Source organism: Mycobacterium colombiense (assembly GCF_001672755.1).
Taxonomy (GTDB): Bacteria; Actinomycetota; Actinomycetes; order Mycobacteriales; family Mycobacteriaceae; genus Mycobacterium; species Mycobacterium colombiense_C.
Genome location: NZ_LZKI01000148.1, coordinates 1 through 16,934, shown reverse-complemented (window position 1 = coordinate 16,934; position 16,934 = coordinate 1). Strand labels below are relative to the sequence as shown.

Genomic DNA, 16,934 nt, shown 5'->3' with positions numbered 1-16,934 from the left:
CGCGTGGGGACGGCAGCGGATTTCGCAAATGACGAAGCGGCCGCTGGAAAGCTACAACAAGACCTGGCTCGGCTTCATCGCCGTCGCGGTGGTCGCGGTGGTGATCGGCGTCATGCTGCTGGTGCATGCGATCGGCGCCGGTTATCGGCATTACACCGCGGAGTTCTTGCAGGCGGCCTCGCTGCGGGCCGGCAATCCGATCGTCGTCGCGGGCATCCCGGTAGGCAACGTCACCAGCATGAAACTCGTCGGCGACCATGTCGAGGCGGGCTTGAAGGTCCGCGACGACATCAAGCTGGGCAAGGACTCCCGGGCGCAGATCAGGGTCACCACCATCCTGGGTTCGCGCTACCTCGCGCTGGAACCCAACGGGCCGGCCCGTCTGCCCAACAACACCTTTGACCTCGCGCACACCGAGGTGCCCTACGACCTGCAGGCCGCGCTCCAGGACGCCACCACCACTTTCGAGCAGGTCGACTCCGACAGGTTCGCGCAATCGCTGGCGGTGCTGGGCAAGCAGCTCCAGGGCCTGCCCGCCGTTGTGCCGCAGGCGATCACGAACATCAACACGCTGTCGTCGATCATCGCGGTACGGCGCGACCAGCTGGGACAGCTGCTCCGCAGCACCGAGCAGGTCACGAACACGCTGCGGCGCCAACAGGCCGGCATCGGCGCCCTGGTCGACCAAGGGCAAGACCTACTCGGCCAATTCGTCGCGCGGCGAGCCGTTTTCCACGCGATGATGCAGTCCCTATCCAGCCTCGTGGACACGATGAGCCAGGTGGTGGTCAACGACCGTTCGGGCCTGGACGCGCTGATCAAAGACATGCGCGACTTCACCAACCTGATGTCCCAACACGACGACCTGCTGCACAGCATGCTGCAGACCAGCCCGATCTTCTTCCGCGAGGCCGCCAACCTCACCGGTGACGGCAACGCGGTCAACTTCAACGCCCCGAACGTCCCGCTGATCGACTCGTGGATGTGCGCAATCAGCGGCCGCGCCAAGCAATTCGGCATGATCCAGTACTTCAAGGACTGCAAGTGAGGGGGCTCGGCGCCAGGACGCTGGCCATCGTCGCCGCGATCGCGGTCATCGCCGCGGCGATCGGAATCGGGTGGTGGTCCCTGAGTTCCGACGAGGATACGATCACGGTGACCGCCCAATTCGACAGCGCCTCGGGCCTCTACGAGGGCAACGAGGTGGCGGTGCTGGGCATGCCAGTGGGCAAGATCATCAAGATCAACGCCAAGGGCGGCTACGTCGAAGTCGAGTTCACCATCGACCGTCACGTCAAAGTGCCCGCGGCCGCGCAGGCCGTCACGGTGTCGACCTCCATCCTCACCGACCGGCAGATCGAGCTCACGCCGCCTTATCACGGCGGACCGACCCTGCAGAACCACGACACCATCGGGTTGCCCCGGACCAAGACGCCCGTCGAATTCAGCAGCGTGCTCAACGTTTTGGACAAAGTGACCAAGTCGCTGGAGGGCGATGGCCACGGCGGCGGACCGATCGCCGACGTGCTCAACGGCGGGACCGAGGTGGTCAACGGGAACGGCGAAAAGATCAAGGCGGCCCTCGGCGAGCTGTCCAAGGCGCTGCGGCTGTCCAGCGACGGCGGCGCGGCCACCCGCGAGCAGATCACCACGATCGTCAAAAACATCAGCACGCTGTTCGACGCGGTGGCTGCCAACGACACGAAACTGCGCGAATTCGCCTCCACCATCCACCAAGTCAGCCAGATCATGGCCGACGAGGATCTCGGCAGCGGCAGCACCGGACACAAACTCGACCAGCTGATCCAGCGGGCGGGCGACCTGCTCGACGAAAACCGGGACAACGTCAAACAGGCCGTCCTGCACGGCAATGACACGCTGAAGACGGTGACCGACCAGCGACGCGACCTGGCCGAGCTGCTGGACCTGGCTCCCCTGGTGGCCGACAACGCCTACAACATGATCGACCGGGCGAACGGCAGCGTGCGGGCCCGCTTCCTCACGGATCGGTTGCTTTTCGACAGCCAGTACACCAAAGAGATCTGCAACCTGATGGGCCTTCGGCAATTGGGCTGCAGCACAGGGACCATCCAGGACTTCGGACCCGATTTCGGATTGACGTATGTGCTCGACGGCATGGCCGCCATGGGGCAGAAATGATGACGGCCGGGGCACGGGGCGTGCTGACGGCGGTGGCCGCGGCGATGGTCACCGCGGGATGCGCCACGAACGGCCTTGCCAGCCTGCCCCTTCCGGCGCCGGGGCTGGGCTCGGGCGGGTATTCGCTCAACGCGGTGTTCTCCAACGCGCTCAACCTGCCGATGAACGCCAAGGTCAAGCTCGCCGGCGCCGACGTCGGGCAACTGGAATCGATGATCGCGCGCAACTACACCGCGGTCACCCGGCTGCGCATCCGGGACGGCGTGCAACTGCCGCGGGGCAGCACAGCCGAATTACGTACCGCGACACCGCTGGGCGATGTGTTCGTCGCGCTCAAGCCACCGGCCGACGATCCCGCGGACACGCCGCTGCTGCGCAACGGCGACACCATCGGCCTGGATTCGACCGCGGCCGCCGCGACCGTCGAGTCGGTGTTGAGCTCGGCGGCGATTCTGGTGAACGGTGGTGCGGTTCGCAATTTCACCAACATCATCAACGGTTTCGGTAAGGCGACCGGCGAACAGGGCCAGGCGTTTGGAGACATGATCCGCAAGTCCAACGAGCTGCTCGGGACGCTGGATGCCCGGTCCGATCAGATCTCGCGCGCGCTGACCCAATTGTCGCGCCTGGCAGATCAACTCGATGCCAAGAACCAGGCCATCGGCGACCTGATGGTGGCCGCCGGCCCCGCCACGTCGGCCCTGGCCGACAACACCAGTCAGCTGTCCAACTTGGCCGTACAGGTGGGTGACACCTCCCGGTTGCTCGCCAGGTTCCCGTCGATCGGCGGGACCGACACCAGCGGCCGCAGCATGATCCGCGACCTGAACACGATCGCCGGCGCCGCCAACGACGTTGCCATGAGCCCCGACACCAGCTGGATGTCGATCAACCGGCTGATCCCCGCCCTGGTCAAATCGACTGCCGGGAACTCGATTTCGGTGAACGTGGGCGTGGACAAGATCATGCTGGGGTCGCTCCCCGATATCGGGTTCCCCGGTGACATCGGTCTGCACGGACCGCACCACTACAACGTGAACCTGCTCGTCGGCACCCTGAAGTACACGCTGTGGCGGTTGCAGGAACGCATCGTCGGCCGGGGTCCGAACTCGCCACAGGTTCCGGTCATCCCGGACCCGGATATCCCCGGCCAGATCGACGTCGCCCCCGGGCCCCCGCCGGCACCGCCTGCACCCGGGGCGCCGCCACCGCCAGGACCGCGACCATGAGGCGCACCGTCGCCAACTTCGCCAATGTCGTTGTCCGCGCGGTGCGCACGGGCCACCGGCAACAGGTCTGGCTGTCGGTGGCCGGCCTGGTGCTGATCCTGGTGGTGGCGACCGCCTATCTGCTCATCGGCGCGTTGCGGGTGAAGCCCTTCGCCTCGTCCTACCGGGTCACCGTGCAGTTGGCGGAATCCGGTGGCCTGCTGCCCAATCAGGACGTCGCGCTGCGCGGAGTGCGCATCGGCCGGGTCGAGTCGCTGCAGATCACCGACAACGGGGTGAACGCCGTCGCCAGCATCACGTCGAAGGTACGGATCCCGGCGAACAGCGTCGTGCACGTGTCGGCGCTCTCGCCGGCCGGTGAGCAGTACATCAACTTCGAAGCCGGGTCCGACGCCGGTCCGTATCTACATGACGGCAGCCTGATCGCCCTGGACCACACCACCGTCCCGGTCAGCTTGGCGCAATTGCTCGGCGACGCCGACGGGCTGCTGGCCCAGGTGGACCCGCACAAGATCGAGTTGATCAAGAAGGAGTTGAGCCTGAGCAAGGAGGGCCCGGCGAAGCTGACCGCCATCGTCGACGGCGGCACGTTCCTGCTTTCGACGCTCGATTCGGTGCTGCCCCAGACCACCAGCATCATCAAGACCAGCCGCGTAGTGCTCACCCTGGCCAGCGACAAGAACACCGGATTGGGCGCCACCGCAACCGAACTCAACCAGACGCTGACCGGCGTGGCCAGGATGCAGGCCGGCTACCGCCGGTTGACTCAGCAGACGCCGCGCACCCTTTCGGCCGTCGACAATCTGTTCGCGGACAACTCCGACACCATGGTGCAACTGCTGGGCAGCATGGCCACCATGTCACAGCTGTTCTATCTGCGAGTCCCGGCACTCAACGCGCTGTTCCCCGACTACCGCGGGTCGGTACTGGACGCGGTGACGAGCGCATTCCACGACGGCGGAGTCTGGGCGACGGCCGACCTCTACCCGCGCTATGTGTGCGATTACGGGACACCATCGCACGCGCCGTCCGCCGCCGACTACTACGAGCCGTTCATGTACACCTACTGCCGCGACGACGACCCGGCGGTCTCGATCCGCGGCGCCAAGAACGCACCACGGCCGGGCGGCGACGACACCGCCGGCCCGCCGCCGGGCGCCAACCTGGGCCAGCGAACCGATCCGACCCCGCGGGGCCGCTACACCATTCCCACCCCCTACGGCGGTCCGCAACTGCCGATCGAACCACCGCACTGAGCGTTGAAACCATCGACCTTTAGGAGATGATCGTGGTCGTGACTACCAAGAAGAACCCGAAAACCGCCTCGGAACCCGACGCCGAATCGGGTGCCGAAACACCGGGCGTCACAGGCGAAGACGCCGGGGAGAAGCGCCCCGACGAATCCGCCGACGTGGCCGAGGGGCCGGCCGACGAGGACGACGACGACGACGAGGGTGACGAGCCGGGCGAGGACGCAGACGAAGACGGCGGCGCGCTGCTCAAACGCAAGCGCCCGGAGTCCGAGCGTGCCAAGCGGCCCTGGCGACAGTATCTGCGCCGCAGCGTGCTGCCGGCGTTACTCATTGCCGCGCTTGCCGTTTCGGGGTTCCTCGGGTGGCGACAGTGGCAGGACCATCAGTTGAAGGTGGCGGGTGAACAGGCCCAACAAGCGGCCATCGCCTACGCGCAGGTGCTCACGAGCATCGACTCGAACAAGGTCGACGAGAACTTCAAGCAGGTGCTCGACGGCGCGACCGGCGAATTCAAGGACATGTACACCCAGTCCAGCGTCAAGCTCCGGCAGCTGCTGATCGACAACAAGGCGACCGCGCACGGCGTGGTCGTCGACTCGGCCATTCAGTCCGAATCCACCGGCAAGGTCGTCGTGCTGCTCTTCATCGACCAGACCGTGACCAACACGGCCGCGCCCGACCCACGCGTCGACCGCAGCAGGATCAAGATGACCATGGAGAAGGTCGACGGTCACTGGCGGGCGAGCAAAGTCCAACTCCTCTGAGCCGAGCGGACCCTTACATGCTCACGAGACTGTCGGCGGCGCTCGTAATAGCCGCGGCCGCAACCATTCTTAGCGCCGCCACCACGCACGCGTCGGCGCCGTCATTCTGCGGCGAGCTCGGCGGCGACTGGGACGGCCAGTACTGCCACACCACCGTGACGTCGGAACGCAACGCCGTGCGCGACATCAAGGTCGCCGTGCCCGACGACCTCGTCGACAATCCGACCACCGGCCCGGTGATCCGCGACTACCTGCACACCCTGGTCAACAATTGGCGAAACGCCAACGGCAGCATGGCCGCCGACAGCTACGGCGAGGAGAACTTCGAGGTCTTTCGGCACGGCAATCTGCTCAGCGCGGTGTTCCACGAGGACTACCACGCCGACGGGCCCAAGCCCAACAACGCCTACCGGACGTTCACCTTCGACATGGCGGCCGGCAGGCGGGTGCAGCTGGCGGACCTGACGACGTCGAATCCGTTGACCGCCATTCCCCCACTGGCCCAACCGTTTATCGAAACCGCGCTGAACCAGGCGCCACCGCCGCACGACCCGGGAACCTACCCGTTCATCGTCGACCGGTGGATGCCGGACAAGGTCTACTCGGGCGCGTACAAGGCGTGGGCGCTGACGCCCGACGAGTTGATCATCTACATGCCTGACTATCCGGTGGGCCACGACGAGCCGATCAACTTCTCCCCGGGCCTGCCGCAGTGGTTCATGGACGGCGGCACCGTGCAGGCGCACATCCCACTATCGGCGCTGGCTTCGGTGCTGCGCGTCTAGCGCCGTAGGGCTCAGTCCTCCGGGTTGTAGCCGAGGTTGGGCGCCAGCCAGCGCTCGGCCTCGGCCAGGGTCCAGCCCTTGCGCTTCGCGTAGTCGGCGACCTGGTCCTGGGCCATCCGGCCGACCACGAAGTACTGCGACTGCGGGTGCGAGAAATACCAGCCGCTGACTGCGGCACCGGGCCACATCGCCATCGACTCGGTCAGCTCGATGCCGGTCCGCTTCTGGACGTCCATCAACTTCCAGAGCGTCGCCTTTTCGGTGTGCTCCGGGCAGGCCGGGTAGCCGGGGGCGGGGCGGATTCCGCGGTACTTCTCATCGATGAGTGCCTCATTGTCCAGCTGCTCGTCCGGCTGGAATCCCCAGAACTCCTTACGGACCCGCTGGTGCATCCGTTCGGCGAATGCCTCGGCCAGCCGGTCGGCGATCGACTCCAGCAGGATCGCGCTGTAGTCGTCGAGGGCCGCCTTGAACTCCGCGATCTTCTCCTGGCTGCCGAGCCCCGCGGTGACGGCGAACGCGCCGATGTAGTCGGCCAGACCGGTGTCCTTGGGTGCGATGTAGTCACCCAGCGACCGGTTGGGGATGCCGTCCCGATGCTCGCCCTGCTGGCGCAGGTTGTGCAACGTGGTCAGCACCTCGCTGCGGGTGTCGTCGGTGTAGACCTCAATGTCGTCGCCGACGGCGTTGGCCGAGAAGAACCCGATCACCCCGTTGGCCGTTAGCCACTTCTCCTTGATCGCCGTATCAAGCATCTGCTGCGCGTCGTCGTAGAGCTTGCGGGCGGCCTCGCCCGAGGCCGGGTTGTTGAGGATGTCGGGGAACCTGCCCTTCATCTCCCAGGCGTTGAAGAACGGCTGCCAGTCGATGTATTCGCGCAACTCGGCGAGGTCGTAGTCGAGGAATTCCCGCACGCCAAGACCCTGGGCCGGCGCCGGCGGGGCGTAGCCATCCCACTCGATCGGCGTCCGGTTCGCCCTGGCCTTCTCCAGCGTCAGCATCGGCCGCTCGTTCTTCTGGGCGTGCCGTTCGCGCAGCGACGCATAGTCTTTCTCGGTGGCCTCCAGCAGCGCGGGACGCTGCTTGTCGTCGAGCAGCGCGGCGGCGACCGGCACCGAGCGGGAAGCGTCCTTGACCCAGACCACCGGACCGCTGCGACGGGGCGCCACCTTCACGGCCGTGTGGGCGCGCGAGGTGGTCGCGCCACCGATCAGCAGCGGGATCTCAAGCCCCTGGCGTTCCATTTCGGCGGCGAAGTTGACCATCTCGTCCAGGGACGGGGTGATCAGGCCGGACAGGCCGATGATGTCGGCGTCGTGCTCGGCCGCCGCGGCCAGAATCTTTTCGGCGGGCACCATCACACCGAGGTCGATCACTTCGAAGTTGTTGCACTGCAACACAACTCCGACGATGTTCTTGCCGATGTCGTGGACGTCACCCTTCACGGTGGCCATCACGATTGTGCCGTTGGTGTCCTTCGCGGCGGCGGTGCCGTTCTGCTCTTTCTCCTTCTCGATGAACGGCAGCAGGTACGCGACGGCCTTCTTCATCACCCGGGCCGACTTCACGACCTGGGGCAGGAACATCTTGCCGGAGCCGAACAGGTCACCGACGACGTTCATGCCGTCCATCAGCGGGCCCTCGATCACCTCGATAGGGCGGCCACCGGCGTCGGCGATCTCGGCCCGCAGTTCCTCGGTGTCGTCGTCGACGTGGGCGTCGATCCCCTTCACCAGGGCGTGGGTGATCCGTTCGCGGACGGGGAGGCCGCGCCACTCGGCCGCCTTAGGATCCTCGGTTTTGTCCGATTTGTTGAACCGCTCGGCGATCTCCAGCAGCCGCTCGGCCGCGTCCTCGCGGCGGTTCAGGACGACGTCCTCGATGCGGTCGCGCAGCTCGGGGTCGATCGAGTCGTAGGGCACCAGCGCACCGGCGTTGACGATGCCCATGTCCAGGCCGGCCTTGATGGCGTGGAACAGGAACACCGCGTGGATCGCCTCCCGGACGGGGTTGTTGCCCCGGAACGAGAACGACACGTTCGAGATACCGCCGGAGATGTGCACTCCGGGGAGGTTCTCCTTGATCCAGGCGCAGGCCTCGATGAAGTCGATGCCGTAGGTCGCGTGCTCCTCGATGCCGGTCGCCAGCGCGAAGCAGTTGGGGTCGAAGATGATGTCCTCGGGCGGGAAGCCGACCTCTTCGGTCAGGATCTTGTAGGCGCGCCCGCAGATCTCTTTGCGGCGTTCCAGGTTGTCGGCCTGGCCTTGCTCGTCGAACGCCATCACGACGACGGCGGCGCCGTACTTGCGGCACAGCCGTGCCTCGCGGACGAACTTCTCCGCGCCCTCCTTCATGGAGATCGAGTTGACGATCGGCTTGCCCTGCACGTTCTTCAGGCCGGCCTCGATGACCTCCCACTTGGAGGAGTCGATCATCACCGGGACGCGGCTGATGTCCGGCTCGGCCGCGATGAGCTTGGTGAACCGGTCCATCGCGGCGACGCCGTCGATCATGCCCTCGTCCATGTTGATGTCGATGACCTGCGCACCGACCTCGACCTGCTGCAGGGCGACCGACAGCGCGGTGTCGTAGTCCTCGGCCTTGATCAGGTTGCGGAACCGGGCGGAGCCGGTGATGTTGGTGCGCTCACCGATGTTGACGAACAGAGAGTCATCGGTGATGTTGAGCGGCTCGAGGCCCGACAACCGGGTGGCCACCTCGATCTGCGGCAACTCGCGCGGCGCCTTGCCCTCGACGACCTTGGCGATCTCGGCGATGTGCGGCGGCGCGGTTCCGCAGCAACCGCCGACCAGGTTGACCAGGCCGGCGTCGGCGAAGTCGGCGATGTAGCCGGCCTGCCGCTCCGGGGTCTCGTCGTACTCGCCGAAGGCGTTGGGCAGGCCGGCGTTCGGATAGCAGGAGACGAAGGTGTCCGCGATGCGCGACACCTCGGCGATGTAGGGCCTCATCTCCGGCGCGCCCAGGGCGCAGTTGAGGCCCACCGCGATCGGCCGCGCGTGCCTGATCGAGTTCCAGAATGCCTCGGTGACCTGACCGGACAACGTGCGCCCGGAGGCGTCGGTGATGGTGCCCGAGATGATCAACGGCCAGCGTCGTCCGCGCTCCTCGAACAGCGTCTCGACCGCGAACACCGCCGCTTTGGCGTTCAGCGAGTCGAAGATCGTCTCGATGATGAGGAGGTCGGCGCCGCCGTCGACCAGGCCGTTGGCCGATTCGAGGTAGGCGGCGACCAATTGGTCGTAGGAGACGTTGCGGGCCCCGGGGTCGTTGACGTCCGGCGAGATCGACGCGGTCCGCGTCGTCGGCCCGATCGCGCCGGCGACGTAGCGGGGCTTCTCCGGGGTGCTGTATTCGTCGGCGGCCTTGCGCGCCAGCGCGGCGCCGGCGTAGTTCAGCTCGTAGGCCAGGTCGGCCATGTCGTAGTCGGAGAGCGAGATCGCGTTCGCGTTGAACGTGTTGGTCTCCAGGATGTCGGCGCCCGCCTCGAGGTACTCGCGGTGGATACCCTCGATGATCTGTGGCTGCGTCAGGGTGAGCAGGTCGTTGTTGCCCTGAAGAGCGGTCGGCCACTCCGTGAACCGGTCGCCGCGGTAGCCGGCCTCGTCCGGTCGGTCCCGCTGGATCGCCGTGCCCATCGCGCCGTCGATCACCATGATCCGCCGGCGCAGCGCGGCCGACAGTTCATCGGTGCAGTCGGGGCGGATGTTCGGCGCGAAGGTGTTCGACTCAACGGTCTTCGACTCAGCGGCGTTCACGCACATTCCTTCCGTAGCGGAAGGCGTCCTTGACTCTGCCGAGCGTGGCGGATACCCGTATCCGTTGCAACGCCTCTCGACCAGAGAAGTCTACGTCGTCACCCGATCGACGCCTGGACGCCCAACTCGTCGCCGCTATCGACCGCTCGTGGGGCCTGCCGGCGACGTGATAGTTACCAAGGTTAACGAAATCGCAGCCGAACCTATTTCGCCGAGCCCGCGTCGACGCCCGTCGAGGATGTCGGCGTCGCAGCGGTGTTCATTAGCGACAGTCACGCCATAAGGATAGTCGTCCTATGCAAAGCCCCCGGTTGAGCGCCAATCGGCCGACAATCCTTGGCCACCGCGCCCCGAACATCGGGCCGTGAGGCCGTACGCTAATTCTGTGACCCCGCCCGACGGCCCCCCCTTTGGCGAAGCCGCATTGCCCGAACTGCACCACACCGTCGTCGTGGCTGCGTTTGAGGGCTGGAATGACGCCGGCGACGCCGCCAGCGACGCGCTCGAACACCTCGAGGCCATCTGGGAAGCCGACCCGATCTTGGAGATCGACGACGAGGCATATTACGACTACCAGGTGAATCGCCCGGTGATCCGGCAGGTGGACGGGGTGACCCGCGAACTGGTGTGGCCGGCGATGCGGATCTCGCACTGCCGGCCCCCGGGCAGCGACCGCGACGTGGTGCTGATGCACGGCGTGGAACCCAACATGCGCTGGCGCACCTTCTGCGCCGAACTGGTGGCCATCGCCGACAAGCTCAACGTGGACACCGTGGTGATCCTGGGCGCGCTGCTGGCCGACACCCCACATACCCGGCCGGTCCCGGTGTCCGGCGCGGCCTACTCCCCCGAGTCGGCGAAACGCTTCGGCCTCGAGGAAAGCCGCTATGAGGGCCCGACCGGCATCGCCGGGGTGTTTCAGGATTCCTGCGTGGCCGCCGGGATCCCGGCGGTGACGTTCTGGGCGGCCGTGCCGCACTACGTCTCGCAGCCGCCGAATCCGAAGGCGACCGTGGCCCTGCTGCGCCGCGTCGAGGACGTCCTCGACATCGAGGTGCCGCTGGCCGACCTGCCGACGGACGCCGAGGACTGGGAGCAGGCGGTCACGGAGATGACCGCCGAAGACGAGGACCTCGCCGAGTACGTGCTGTCGCTCGAGCAACGCGGCGACGCCGAGGTCGACATGAACGACGCGCTGGGCAAGATCGACGGCGACGCGCTGGCCGCCGAGTTCGAGCGCTATCTGCGCCGCCGTCGCCCCGGCTTCGGGCGCTAGCACGGGGTCGCCACCGTCGAAGCCGGCCGTCGCGGTCGGTGACGCCGTCGCCGAATTTGCCGTCGGCCGACCCAGTACGGAAGCATCGCTTCGCGACCTACCGATTGGACGTTTCAATGGCCGCGTTGCCTGGTGATGGCAACCCAACTCCCTCAGCCGGCCCAGATTCCGTAGCCGGCCCAAACCCCGTGGCCGGCGCAGTCGGCGAAGACGCCGGCTACCGCAAGGGGCTCAAGCCCCGGCAGGTGCAGATGATCGGCATCGGCGGCGCGATCGGCTCCGGGCTCTTCCTGGGCGCGGGCGGCCGGCTGGCCAAAGCCGGACCCGGGATGTTCTTGGTCTATGCCGTGTGCGGCGTCTTCGTGTTCCTGATTCTGCGAGCGTTGGGCGAGTTGGTCCTGCATCGCCCGTCGTCGGGCTCGTTCGTGTCGTATTCGCGGGAGTTCTTCGGCGAGAAGGCCGCCTACGCCATCGGCTGGATGTACTTCCTGGGCTGGTCGATGACGGCCATCGTCGACACCACCGCGATCGCCACCTACCTGCGACGGTGGACGGCCTTCGAATCGATCCCCCAGTGGGTGCTGGCGCTCCTCGCCCTCATCGTGGTGCTGTCCATGAACCTGATCTCGGTGGAGTGGTTCGGTGAGCTGGAATTCTGGGCGGCGTTGGTCAAGGTTCTGGCGCTGGTCGCCTTTCTGGTGGTCGGCATCGTCTTCCTGGCGGGGCGGTATCGCATCGACGGCCACACCACCGGGCTGAGTCTGTGGTCCGACCACGGCGGACCGTTTCCCTCCGGCGTGCTGGCGGTTCTGCTGACCACCTCGGGCGTGGTATTCGCCTATGCCGCCATCGAATTGGTGGGCACGGCCGCCGGCGAGACCGCCGAGCCGGAGAGGGTCATGCCCCGCGCGATCAATTCGGTGATCGCGCGCATCGCGATCTTCTACGTCGGATCGGTGGCGCTGCTGGCGTTGCTGCTGCCCTACACGTCCTACAAGGCCACCGAAAGTCCTTTCGTCACTTTCTTTTCCAAGATCGGCTTCCACGGTGCCGGAGACCTGATGAACATCGTGGTGCTCACCGCCGCCCTGTCGAGCCTCAACGCAGGCCTGTATTCCACCGGGCGGATCATGCACTCGATGGCGTCCAGCGGCAGTGGACCCCGATTCGCGACCCGGATGTCCAAGAACGGGGTGCCCTTCGTCGGCATCGCGATGGCGGCCGCCATCTGCCTGCTCGGCATCGCCCTGAATGCCGTCAATCCCGGCGAAGCCTTCGAGATCGTGCTCAACATCGTTGCGCCGGGCATCATCGCGTGCTGGGCGACCATTGTGCTGTGCCAGCTGCGCTTCTACCGGCTGGCCAAGGCCGGGCTCATCGAACGGCCGCGGTTCCGGATGCCGTGGGCCCCGTATTCGGGGTACCTCACCCTGGCGTTCCTGGCCGGCGTCCTGGTCATGATGGCGTTCGATAAGGAGACCGGCACCTGGACCATCGCGACGGTCGTGTTCGTGGTCCCGGCGCTGAGCGCCGGATGGTTCCTGGTGCGCAACCGGGTGGCGGCCGTTGCGTCGGAGCGCACGGCCAAGACCGGCTAGGACGTACCGAGGTCGCGGTTGTAGGCGCTGGTGGAACGTCCCAGCGCGGCGACTTGGGCGTCCAGCTGGGGTAGCAGCTCGGCGGTGGATTTGTGCAGCGGCATCTCGCCCACCGGGCTGGACAGCACCGGCTTGACCCAACGGAACAGCGCTACCCAACGCGGGCAGTAGACGCGGGTGCGCCGGCGCTCGATGCCCTTGACGAAAGCGGCCGCGCACTTGTCGACGGTCGTCGTCTTGCTCAGCGGCCACGGGAAGCTGGCCAGCAACCGGTTGAACGCCGGAAGGTCGGACTGGGTGTCGCGGACCAGCGCCGTGTTGATCCACGACATGTGCGCCGAGCCGACGGTGACGCCCTGGTGGGCCACCTCCAGCCGCAGCGCATTGGCCAGCAGCTCGACTCCCGCCTTGGAGGCGTTGTAGGGCGCCAGCCCGGGGCAGGCGGTGTAGGCGGCCAACGACGAGACGATGAGCACGTAGCCGCGGCGCTCGATCAGCGCGGGCAGCGTGGCGCGCACGGTGTGGAAGACGCCGAGCACGTTGATGTCGAGCACCCGCTTGAAGGCGTCGGGATCCACTTGCAGCACCGAGCCATAACTGGCGATGCCTGCGTTGGCCACCACCACGTCGATGCCGCCGAATCGCTCGACCGCGCGGGCGGCGGCGGCCTCCATTGCGGACAGGTCGCGCACATCGGCGACGGCCGTCAGCACCCGTTCCTCGCCGAGTTCGGCAGCGAGCGCCTTGAGGTCCGCCTCGTTGAGATCGGTCAGCACAAGCCTGGCGCCCCTGGCGCTCAGCCTGCGAGCGGTCTCGGCCCCGATCCCCCGGGCACCGCCGGTGATGAGAACGACTTTGTCCTGCAGCGATGTCATGATCGCCAACGTACCGTGCGAGCATTCGAGCGTCGGGGCGTGCCACTCCTCGCCGATCGATCAGCAGGTGGACGGATTGTCCCTGAGCAGGCGCAGTGTAACGGCCAAATTAACAGTTCCGACAAACGTCGGCATTTCACCCGCGCTCGTCGCTCAATTCCGCGCGAGGGCCGAGTATGCCCGCGGTTTCTCGTCTTACTCTGAGGCGGGAGTGACGTGCCGGCTTGATTGGCACCGGGTGACGTTAGTCGTTTCCACTACCCCAACTTGGCGCTCGTACTACTCTATTTTGCTCGCGCCGTCCCCGGTAGCACCAAACGCGATCCTAGGCTCGCGGCATGACACGTAATCGCGCATGTCACGCCGCGACGCCAGATGGCGCTCGACGGCTTGGCCGCACCGCCAGCGACGTTGGTAGACGTTTGCGACGCAAGGCCGTTCGTTACCAAAACAAAGTCGCATCCGCTCATGTGGACTAAGCCACCTTCACACAGCGACATAGCCAATTCAGCCATTACGGGCGGCACACAAATACACGCGTCATTGCGTGCACTGAAGCCGTCGCGAGCCACGGGTGCGCGACCGGGATCAACCGGCTTCGGTCTAGTCAATTGCACTTATTAGAGGGAGGGCTAATGCACCGAAAATCAACCCCACCAGATATGCCAATGTGGAAGTTTGTGTCGCATGCCAGCTTGGGCGATCTTGACACCTATCTCTGGCACCGCCAAGGCAGCAACCTGTTCTGCTGGCGTCCAGTCGGAAAGCCTTGGGGCACAACGAAAAAGAAGGACCAAGCAGATTGACGGACGTAATCGAATTCGCCCGTCAAAAGATTGATGACACAGCGGAATCGAATCCGTTTCAGCAGCCCAGATAAACCACCGCAGGAACTTCTGCCCGCCTCGATCAGGCGATGAAGCACTGGTCGGCATCAACCTGTTCCGATGCATCCGGACTCACCGCACAGAACTGGACGTCGTTGAGGCACAGGGTTATTGCCGCACCGTGGTCGAATTCGCCGACGAAATCCCGCGGACGGCGGCGACCAGGATCAACGCTTAAGCGTTCAAACGGGCGAACTGGCCTTGCCGGTACTGCTCGACGCACGTCGCCCGCCGAACCTTGCCACTTGTGGTGATCGGTATCGAACCGGGTGTCACCAGAACCAGATCCGCGACGCCGACGCCGTGCGAGTTGGAGACCGCCGAGGTGACTTCGCGCTCGACGATGGCGAACTTGTCCGACCCGTCTTCATGGGACGCACCATTTTTCTTGACTTCGATGATGACGACAAGCTTTTCCGTGCCCCCATGCGGAACCGCTATCGCCGCGCACCGGCCCCGGGTGATCTCCTGGACAGTCGCCTCGATGTCGTCGGGTGAGTGATTACGCCCGTAGACGATCAACAGATCCTTGATGCGGCCGATGATGAACAGCTCACCTTCGAAGAAGAATCCCGAGTCGCCGGTTCGCAGCCACGGCGCTTCGGGTGTGCCGGCCGACGGTGCGACAAGCCGATCGCCGAACGTGCGTTCGGTCTCTTGGGGCTTTTGCCAGTAGCCCATGGCGACGTTGTCACCGTGCACCCAGATCTCACCGACGCTTCCCTGCGGGCATTCGATCCTGGTGTCGGGGTCGACGATGCGGATCATCGGTGACCGCGGCGTCCCGTAGCTGACCAACGGTGTGCCGGTTGGGCTTTCGCAGCGCTCCGCGGTGCCGGTGGTCAGCTTCTCGGATTCGAAGTGGACGATTTTGGGCGGTTGCGCCGGTGTGCGGGTCAACGCGTACACCGTTGCCTCTGCGAGGCCATAGCCTGGCCGTATCGCGGCGTCGGGCAGATTGAAGCGCGTGAACCGGTCGGTGAAGCGCCGCATCGTCGCAGGATGCACCCGTTCGCTACCGCTGAGGATGACCAGGACGTCCCCCAGATCCAGTCCGGCCATGTCCTCGTCGGATGTCTTGCGTGCCGCCAATTCGAAGGCGAAGTTCGGCGCCGCCGAAAGTGCGTGACTTTCCTTGGCCAGCAATTGCATCCACCGGGCCGGTCGCTGTAGGAACGACACCGGACTCGTCAGCACAGCACGGACTCCGCCCAGAATCGGGCCGCACACTCCCAGTACCAAACCCATGTCGTGGTAAAACGGCAACCACGACACAATGGTCGTGTCTGGTGGAGCGACGCCTCCGTACTCCACACAAAAGTCGGACATAACCTGCCCGAAATTGGCCAGCAGGTTTCTGTGCGAGACCATGACCCCGGCCGGTTGGCGGGTCGACCCGGATGTGTATTGCAGATACGCCAGATCTGGGCGATTCTCGTTCCCGGCGCCGGATCCGGTCCGGGCGTCCAGGTCCAGCCGATCAATCTCCACGACCGATGGAACGGGTCCGCCAGATTCCGACTTGAGGTACTCGGCAACGGTTCCCGCAGCAGTGGACGTGGTGAGAACGACAGTCGGCGACGCGTCGCGCAGCACCGAACTGACGCGCTCATCGCTGACGCCACCTAGCGGAACCGAAAGCGGAACCGCGATCTGCCCCGCGTGCAATGCCCCGAGAAACGCCACGATGTAATCGAACCCCTGCGGGGCCATGATCACGGCGCGGTCACCCGTCGACCCGCAATGCTGGAGTTCCCGTGCAACGTTCACCGTTCGCCGGTACAGCTGCGACCACGTCAGGCTTTCGGCAACCCCGTCCCAATCCTGGTCGTAATCAATAAAAGTGAACGCCGTGTCATTGGGCTGCAGGCTGGCGCGTTCACACAGCAGCTCCGAAATAGACGTCTCAACCATAATCACTCCATTCCGGTTCGGCCGGGGGTCCAAAAGGGTTTTGTACGTATCTGGCGTCGGTCCCAGCCACGTTCGGTGATCAATATTTTGCGTAGGCTTTGTATGGTGCGGGCCTCGCCGGCGAGGTAGGCGATGCCGGGATGGTCGGGCAGTGGAAGGCTGCGCAGGGCCTCGGCGAGCACGGCAGAGTTCGCGGCCGAGGCGTCCCCGCGCTGGACCCGGGTCAGGGGCCGGGCAAGGGGAAGGTGGCCGGCGTCGGTCGCGGCCTCGATCACTCCGTAAACCTCGGCGGTTGAAGGCATAGATCGAAGCATCGCGGCGAACGCGACCGACGCGGTTTCCTCGCCGGCGAACACGTGGTAGGGCGCGTCGTGGCGGATGACGAGATCGCCCTGGGGCCGGGTGATATGGGCGTGA

Annotated in this window: 12 protein-coding genes; 8 read left to right on the top strand and 4 right to left on the bottom strand. The window is 65.7% G+C overall.

The genetic code is table 11. The annotated features are described in order from the left end of the window. Positions 1-28: 28 nt before the first annotated feature. The 6 genes from A5708_RS20295 to A5708_RS20270 are packed head-to-tail and all read left to right on the top strand — an operon-like array spanning position 29 to position 6,191. Positions 29-1,048 carry an MCE family protein gene (locus A5708_RS20295; protein WP_419538343.1) on the top strand — a complete coding sequence of 340 codons (1,020 nt, stop codon included), beginning with the start codon at positions 29-31 and terminating at the stop codon, positions 1,046-1,048. Beyond that, positions 1,039-2,160, top strand: a complete 1,122-nt coding sequence (locus tag A5708_RS20290; RefSeq protein ID WP_419538344.1) for an MCE family protein — start codon at positions 1,039-1,041, stop codon at positions 2,158-2,160. Before A5708_RS20295 ends, A5708_RS20290 begins: the two co-directional genes overlap by 10 nt. Beyond that, positions 2,157-3,389 (top strand): MlaD family protein, encoded by a 1,233-nt coding sequence (locus A5708_RS20285; RefSeq protein ID WP_065030337.1) that lies wholly within the window; start codon positions 2,157-2,159, stop codon positions 3,387-3,389. The genes A5708_RS20290 and A5708_RS20285 overlap by 4 nt, the downstream gene beginning before the upstream one ends. After that, entirely contained in the window at positions 3,386-4,645 is a 1,260-nt protein-coding gene (locus tag A5708_RS20280; RefSeq protein WP_065030336.1) for an MlaD family protein, read from the top strand. The genes A5708_RS20285 and A5708_RS20280 overlap by 4 nt, the downstream gene beginning before the upstream one ends. Positions 4,646-4,671: 26 nt before the next feature. Then, positions 4,672-5,406: a tetratricopeptide repeat protein gene (locus A5708_RS20275; RefSeq protein WP_065030335.1), complete on the top strand. Its 735-nt coding sequence runs from the start codon at positions 4,672-4,674 to the stop codon at positions 5,404-5,406. Positions 5,407-5,423: 17 nt separating this feature from the next. Then, positions 5,424-6,191: a mannan-binding family protein gene (locus A5708_RS20270; RefSeq protein WP_065030334.1), complete on the top strand. Its 768-nt coding sequence runs from the start codon at positions 5,424-5,426 to the stop codon at positions 6,189-6,191. An 11-nt stretch (positions 6,192-6,202) separates the two neighbouring features. Here the strand turns inward: A5708_RS20270 and metH are convergent, their stop codons facing one another. Then, a complete protein-coding gene (gene metH / locus A5708_RS20265) occupies positions 6,203-9,973 on the bottom strand; it encodes a methionine synthase (RefSeq protein WP_065030333.1) in 3,771 nt (1,256 codons plus the stop codon). A gap of 379 nt (positions 9,974-10,352) precedes the next feature. On the opposite strand from metH, the gene A5708_RS20260 reads away from it, so the two are divergent. After that, complete coding sequence (locus A5708_RS20260; RefSeq protein WP_181447489.1) at positions 10,353-11,243, top strand: PAC2 family protein; 891 nt, start codon at positions 10,353-10,355, stop codon at positions 11,241-11,243. 116 nt (positions 11,244-11,359) lie between these two features. Next, positions 11,360-12,841, top strand: a complete 1,482-nt coding sequence (locus A5708_RS20255) for an amino acid permease (RefSeq protein ID WP_065030332.1) — start codon at positions 11,360-11,362, stop codon at positions 12,839-12,841. On the opposite strand, the gene A5708_RS20250 is transcribed toward A5708_RS20255, so the two are convergent. The 3 genes from A5708_RS20250 to A5708_RS20240 form a co-directional block, all read right to left on the bottom strand. Next, positions 12,838-13,716, bottom strand: coding sequence for an SDR family oxidoreductase (locus A5708_RS20250; RefSeq protein ID WP_065030352.1), 879 nt, complete (start codon positions 13,714-13,716; stop codon positions 12,838-12,840). The two genes, A5708_RS20255 and A5708_RS20250, sit on opposite strands and share 4 nt — an antisense overlap. Before the next feature lie 1,061 nt (positions 13,717-14,777). Then, complete coding sequence (locus tag A5708_RS20245) at positions 14,778-16,517, bottom strand: AMP-binding protein (RefSeq protein WP_065030331.1); 1,740 nt, start codon at positions 16,515-16,517, stop codon at positions 14,778-14,780. A 2-nt stretch (positions 16,518-16,519) separates the two neighbouring features. Continuing rightward, positions 16,520-16,934 (bottom strand): siderophore-interacting protein (locus A5708_RS20240; RefSeq protein WP_196772697.1); only part of this gene is annotated, 415 nt, incomplete at its 5' end.

Bases quoted from the DNA above. Each gene is read 5' to 3' on its own strand.
- A5708_RS20295 (WP_419538343.1), top strand. From the start codon at position 29: ATGACGAAGCGGCCGCTGGAAAGCTACAACAAGACCTGGCTCGGCTTC.
- A5708_RS20285 (WP_065030337.1), top strand. From the start codon at position 2,157: ATGATGACGGCCGGGGCACGGGGCGTGCTGACGGCGGTGGCCGCGGCG.
- A5708_RS20280 (WP_065030336.1), top strand. From the start codon at position 3,386: ATGAGGCGCACCGTCGCCAACTTCGCCAATGTCGTTGTCCGCGCGGTG.
- A5708_RS20275 (WP_065030335.1), top strand. From the start codon at position 4,672: ATGATCGTGGTCGTGACTACCAAGAAGAACCCGAAAACCGCCTCGGAA.
- A5708_RS20270 (WP_065030334.1), top strand. From the start codon at position 5,424: ATGCTCACGAGACTGTCGGCGGCGCTCGTAATAGCCGCGGCCGCAACC.
- metH (WP_065030333.1), bottom strand. From the start codon at position 9,973: ATGTGCGTGAACGCCGCTGAGTCGAAGACCGTTGAGTCGAACACCTTC.
- A5708_RS20255 (WP_065030332.1), top strand. From the start codon at position 11,360: ATGGCCGCGTTGCCTGGTGATGGCAACCCAACTCCCTCAGCCGGCCCA.
- A5708_RS20250 (WP_065030352.1), bottom strand. From the start codon at position 13,716: ATGACATCGCTGCAGGACAAAGTCGTTCTCATCACCGGCGGTGCCCGG.
- A5708_RS20245 (WP_065030331.1), bottom strand. From the start codon at position 16,517: ATGGTTGAGACGTCTATTTCGGAGCTGCTGTGTGAACGCGCCAGCCTG.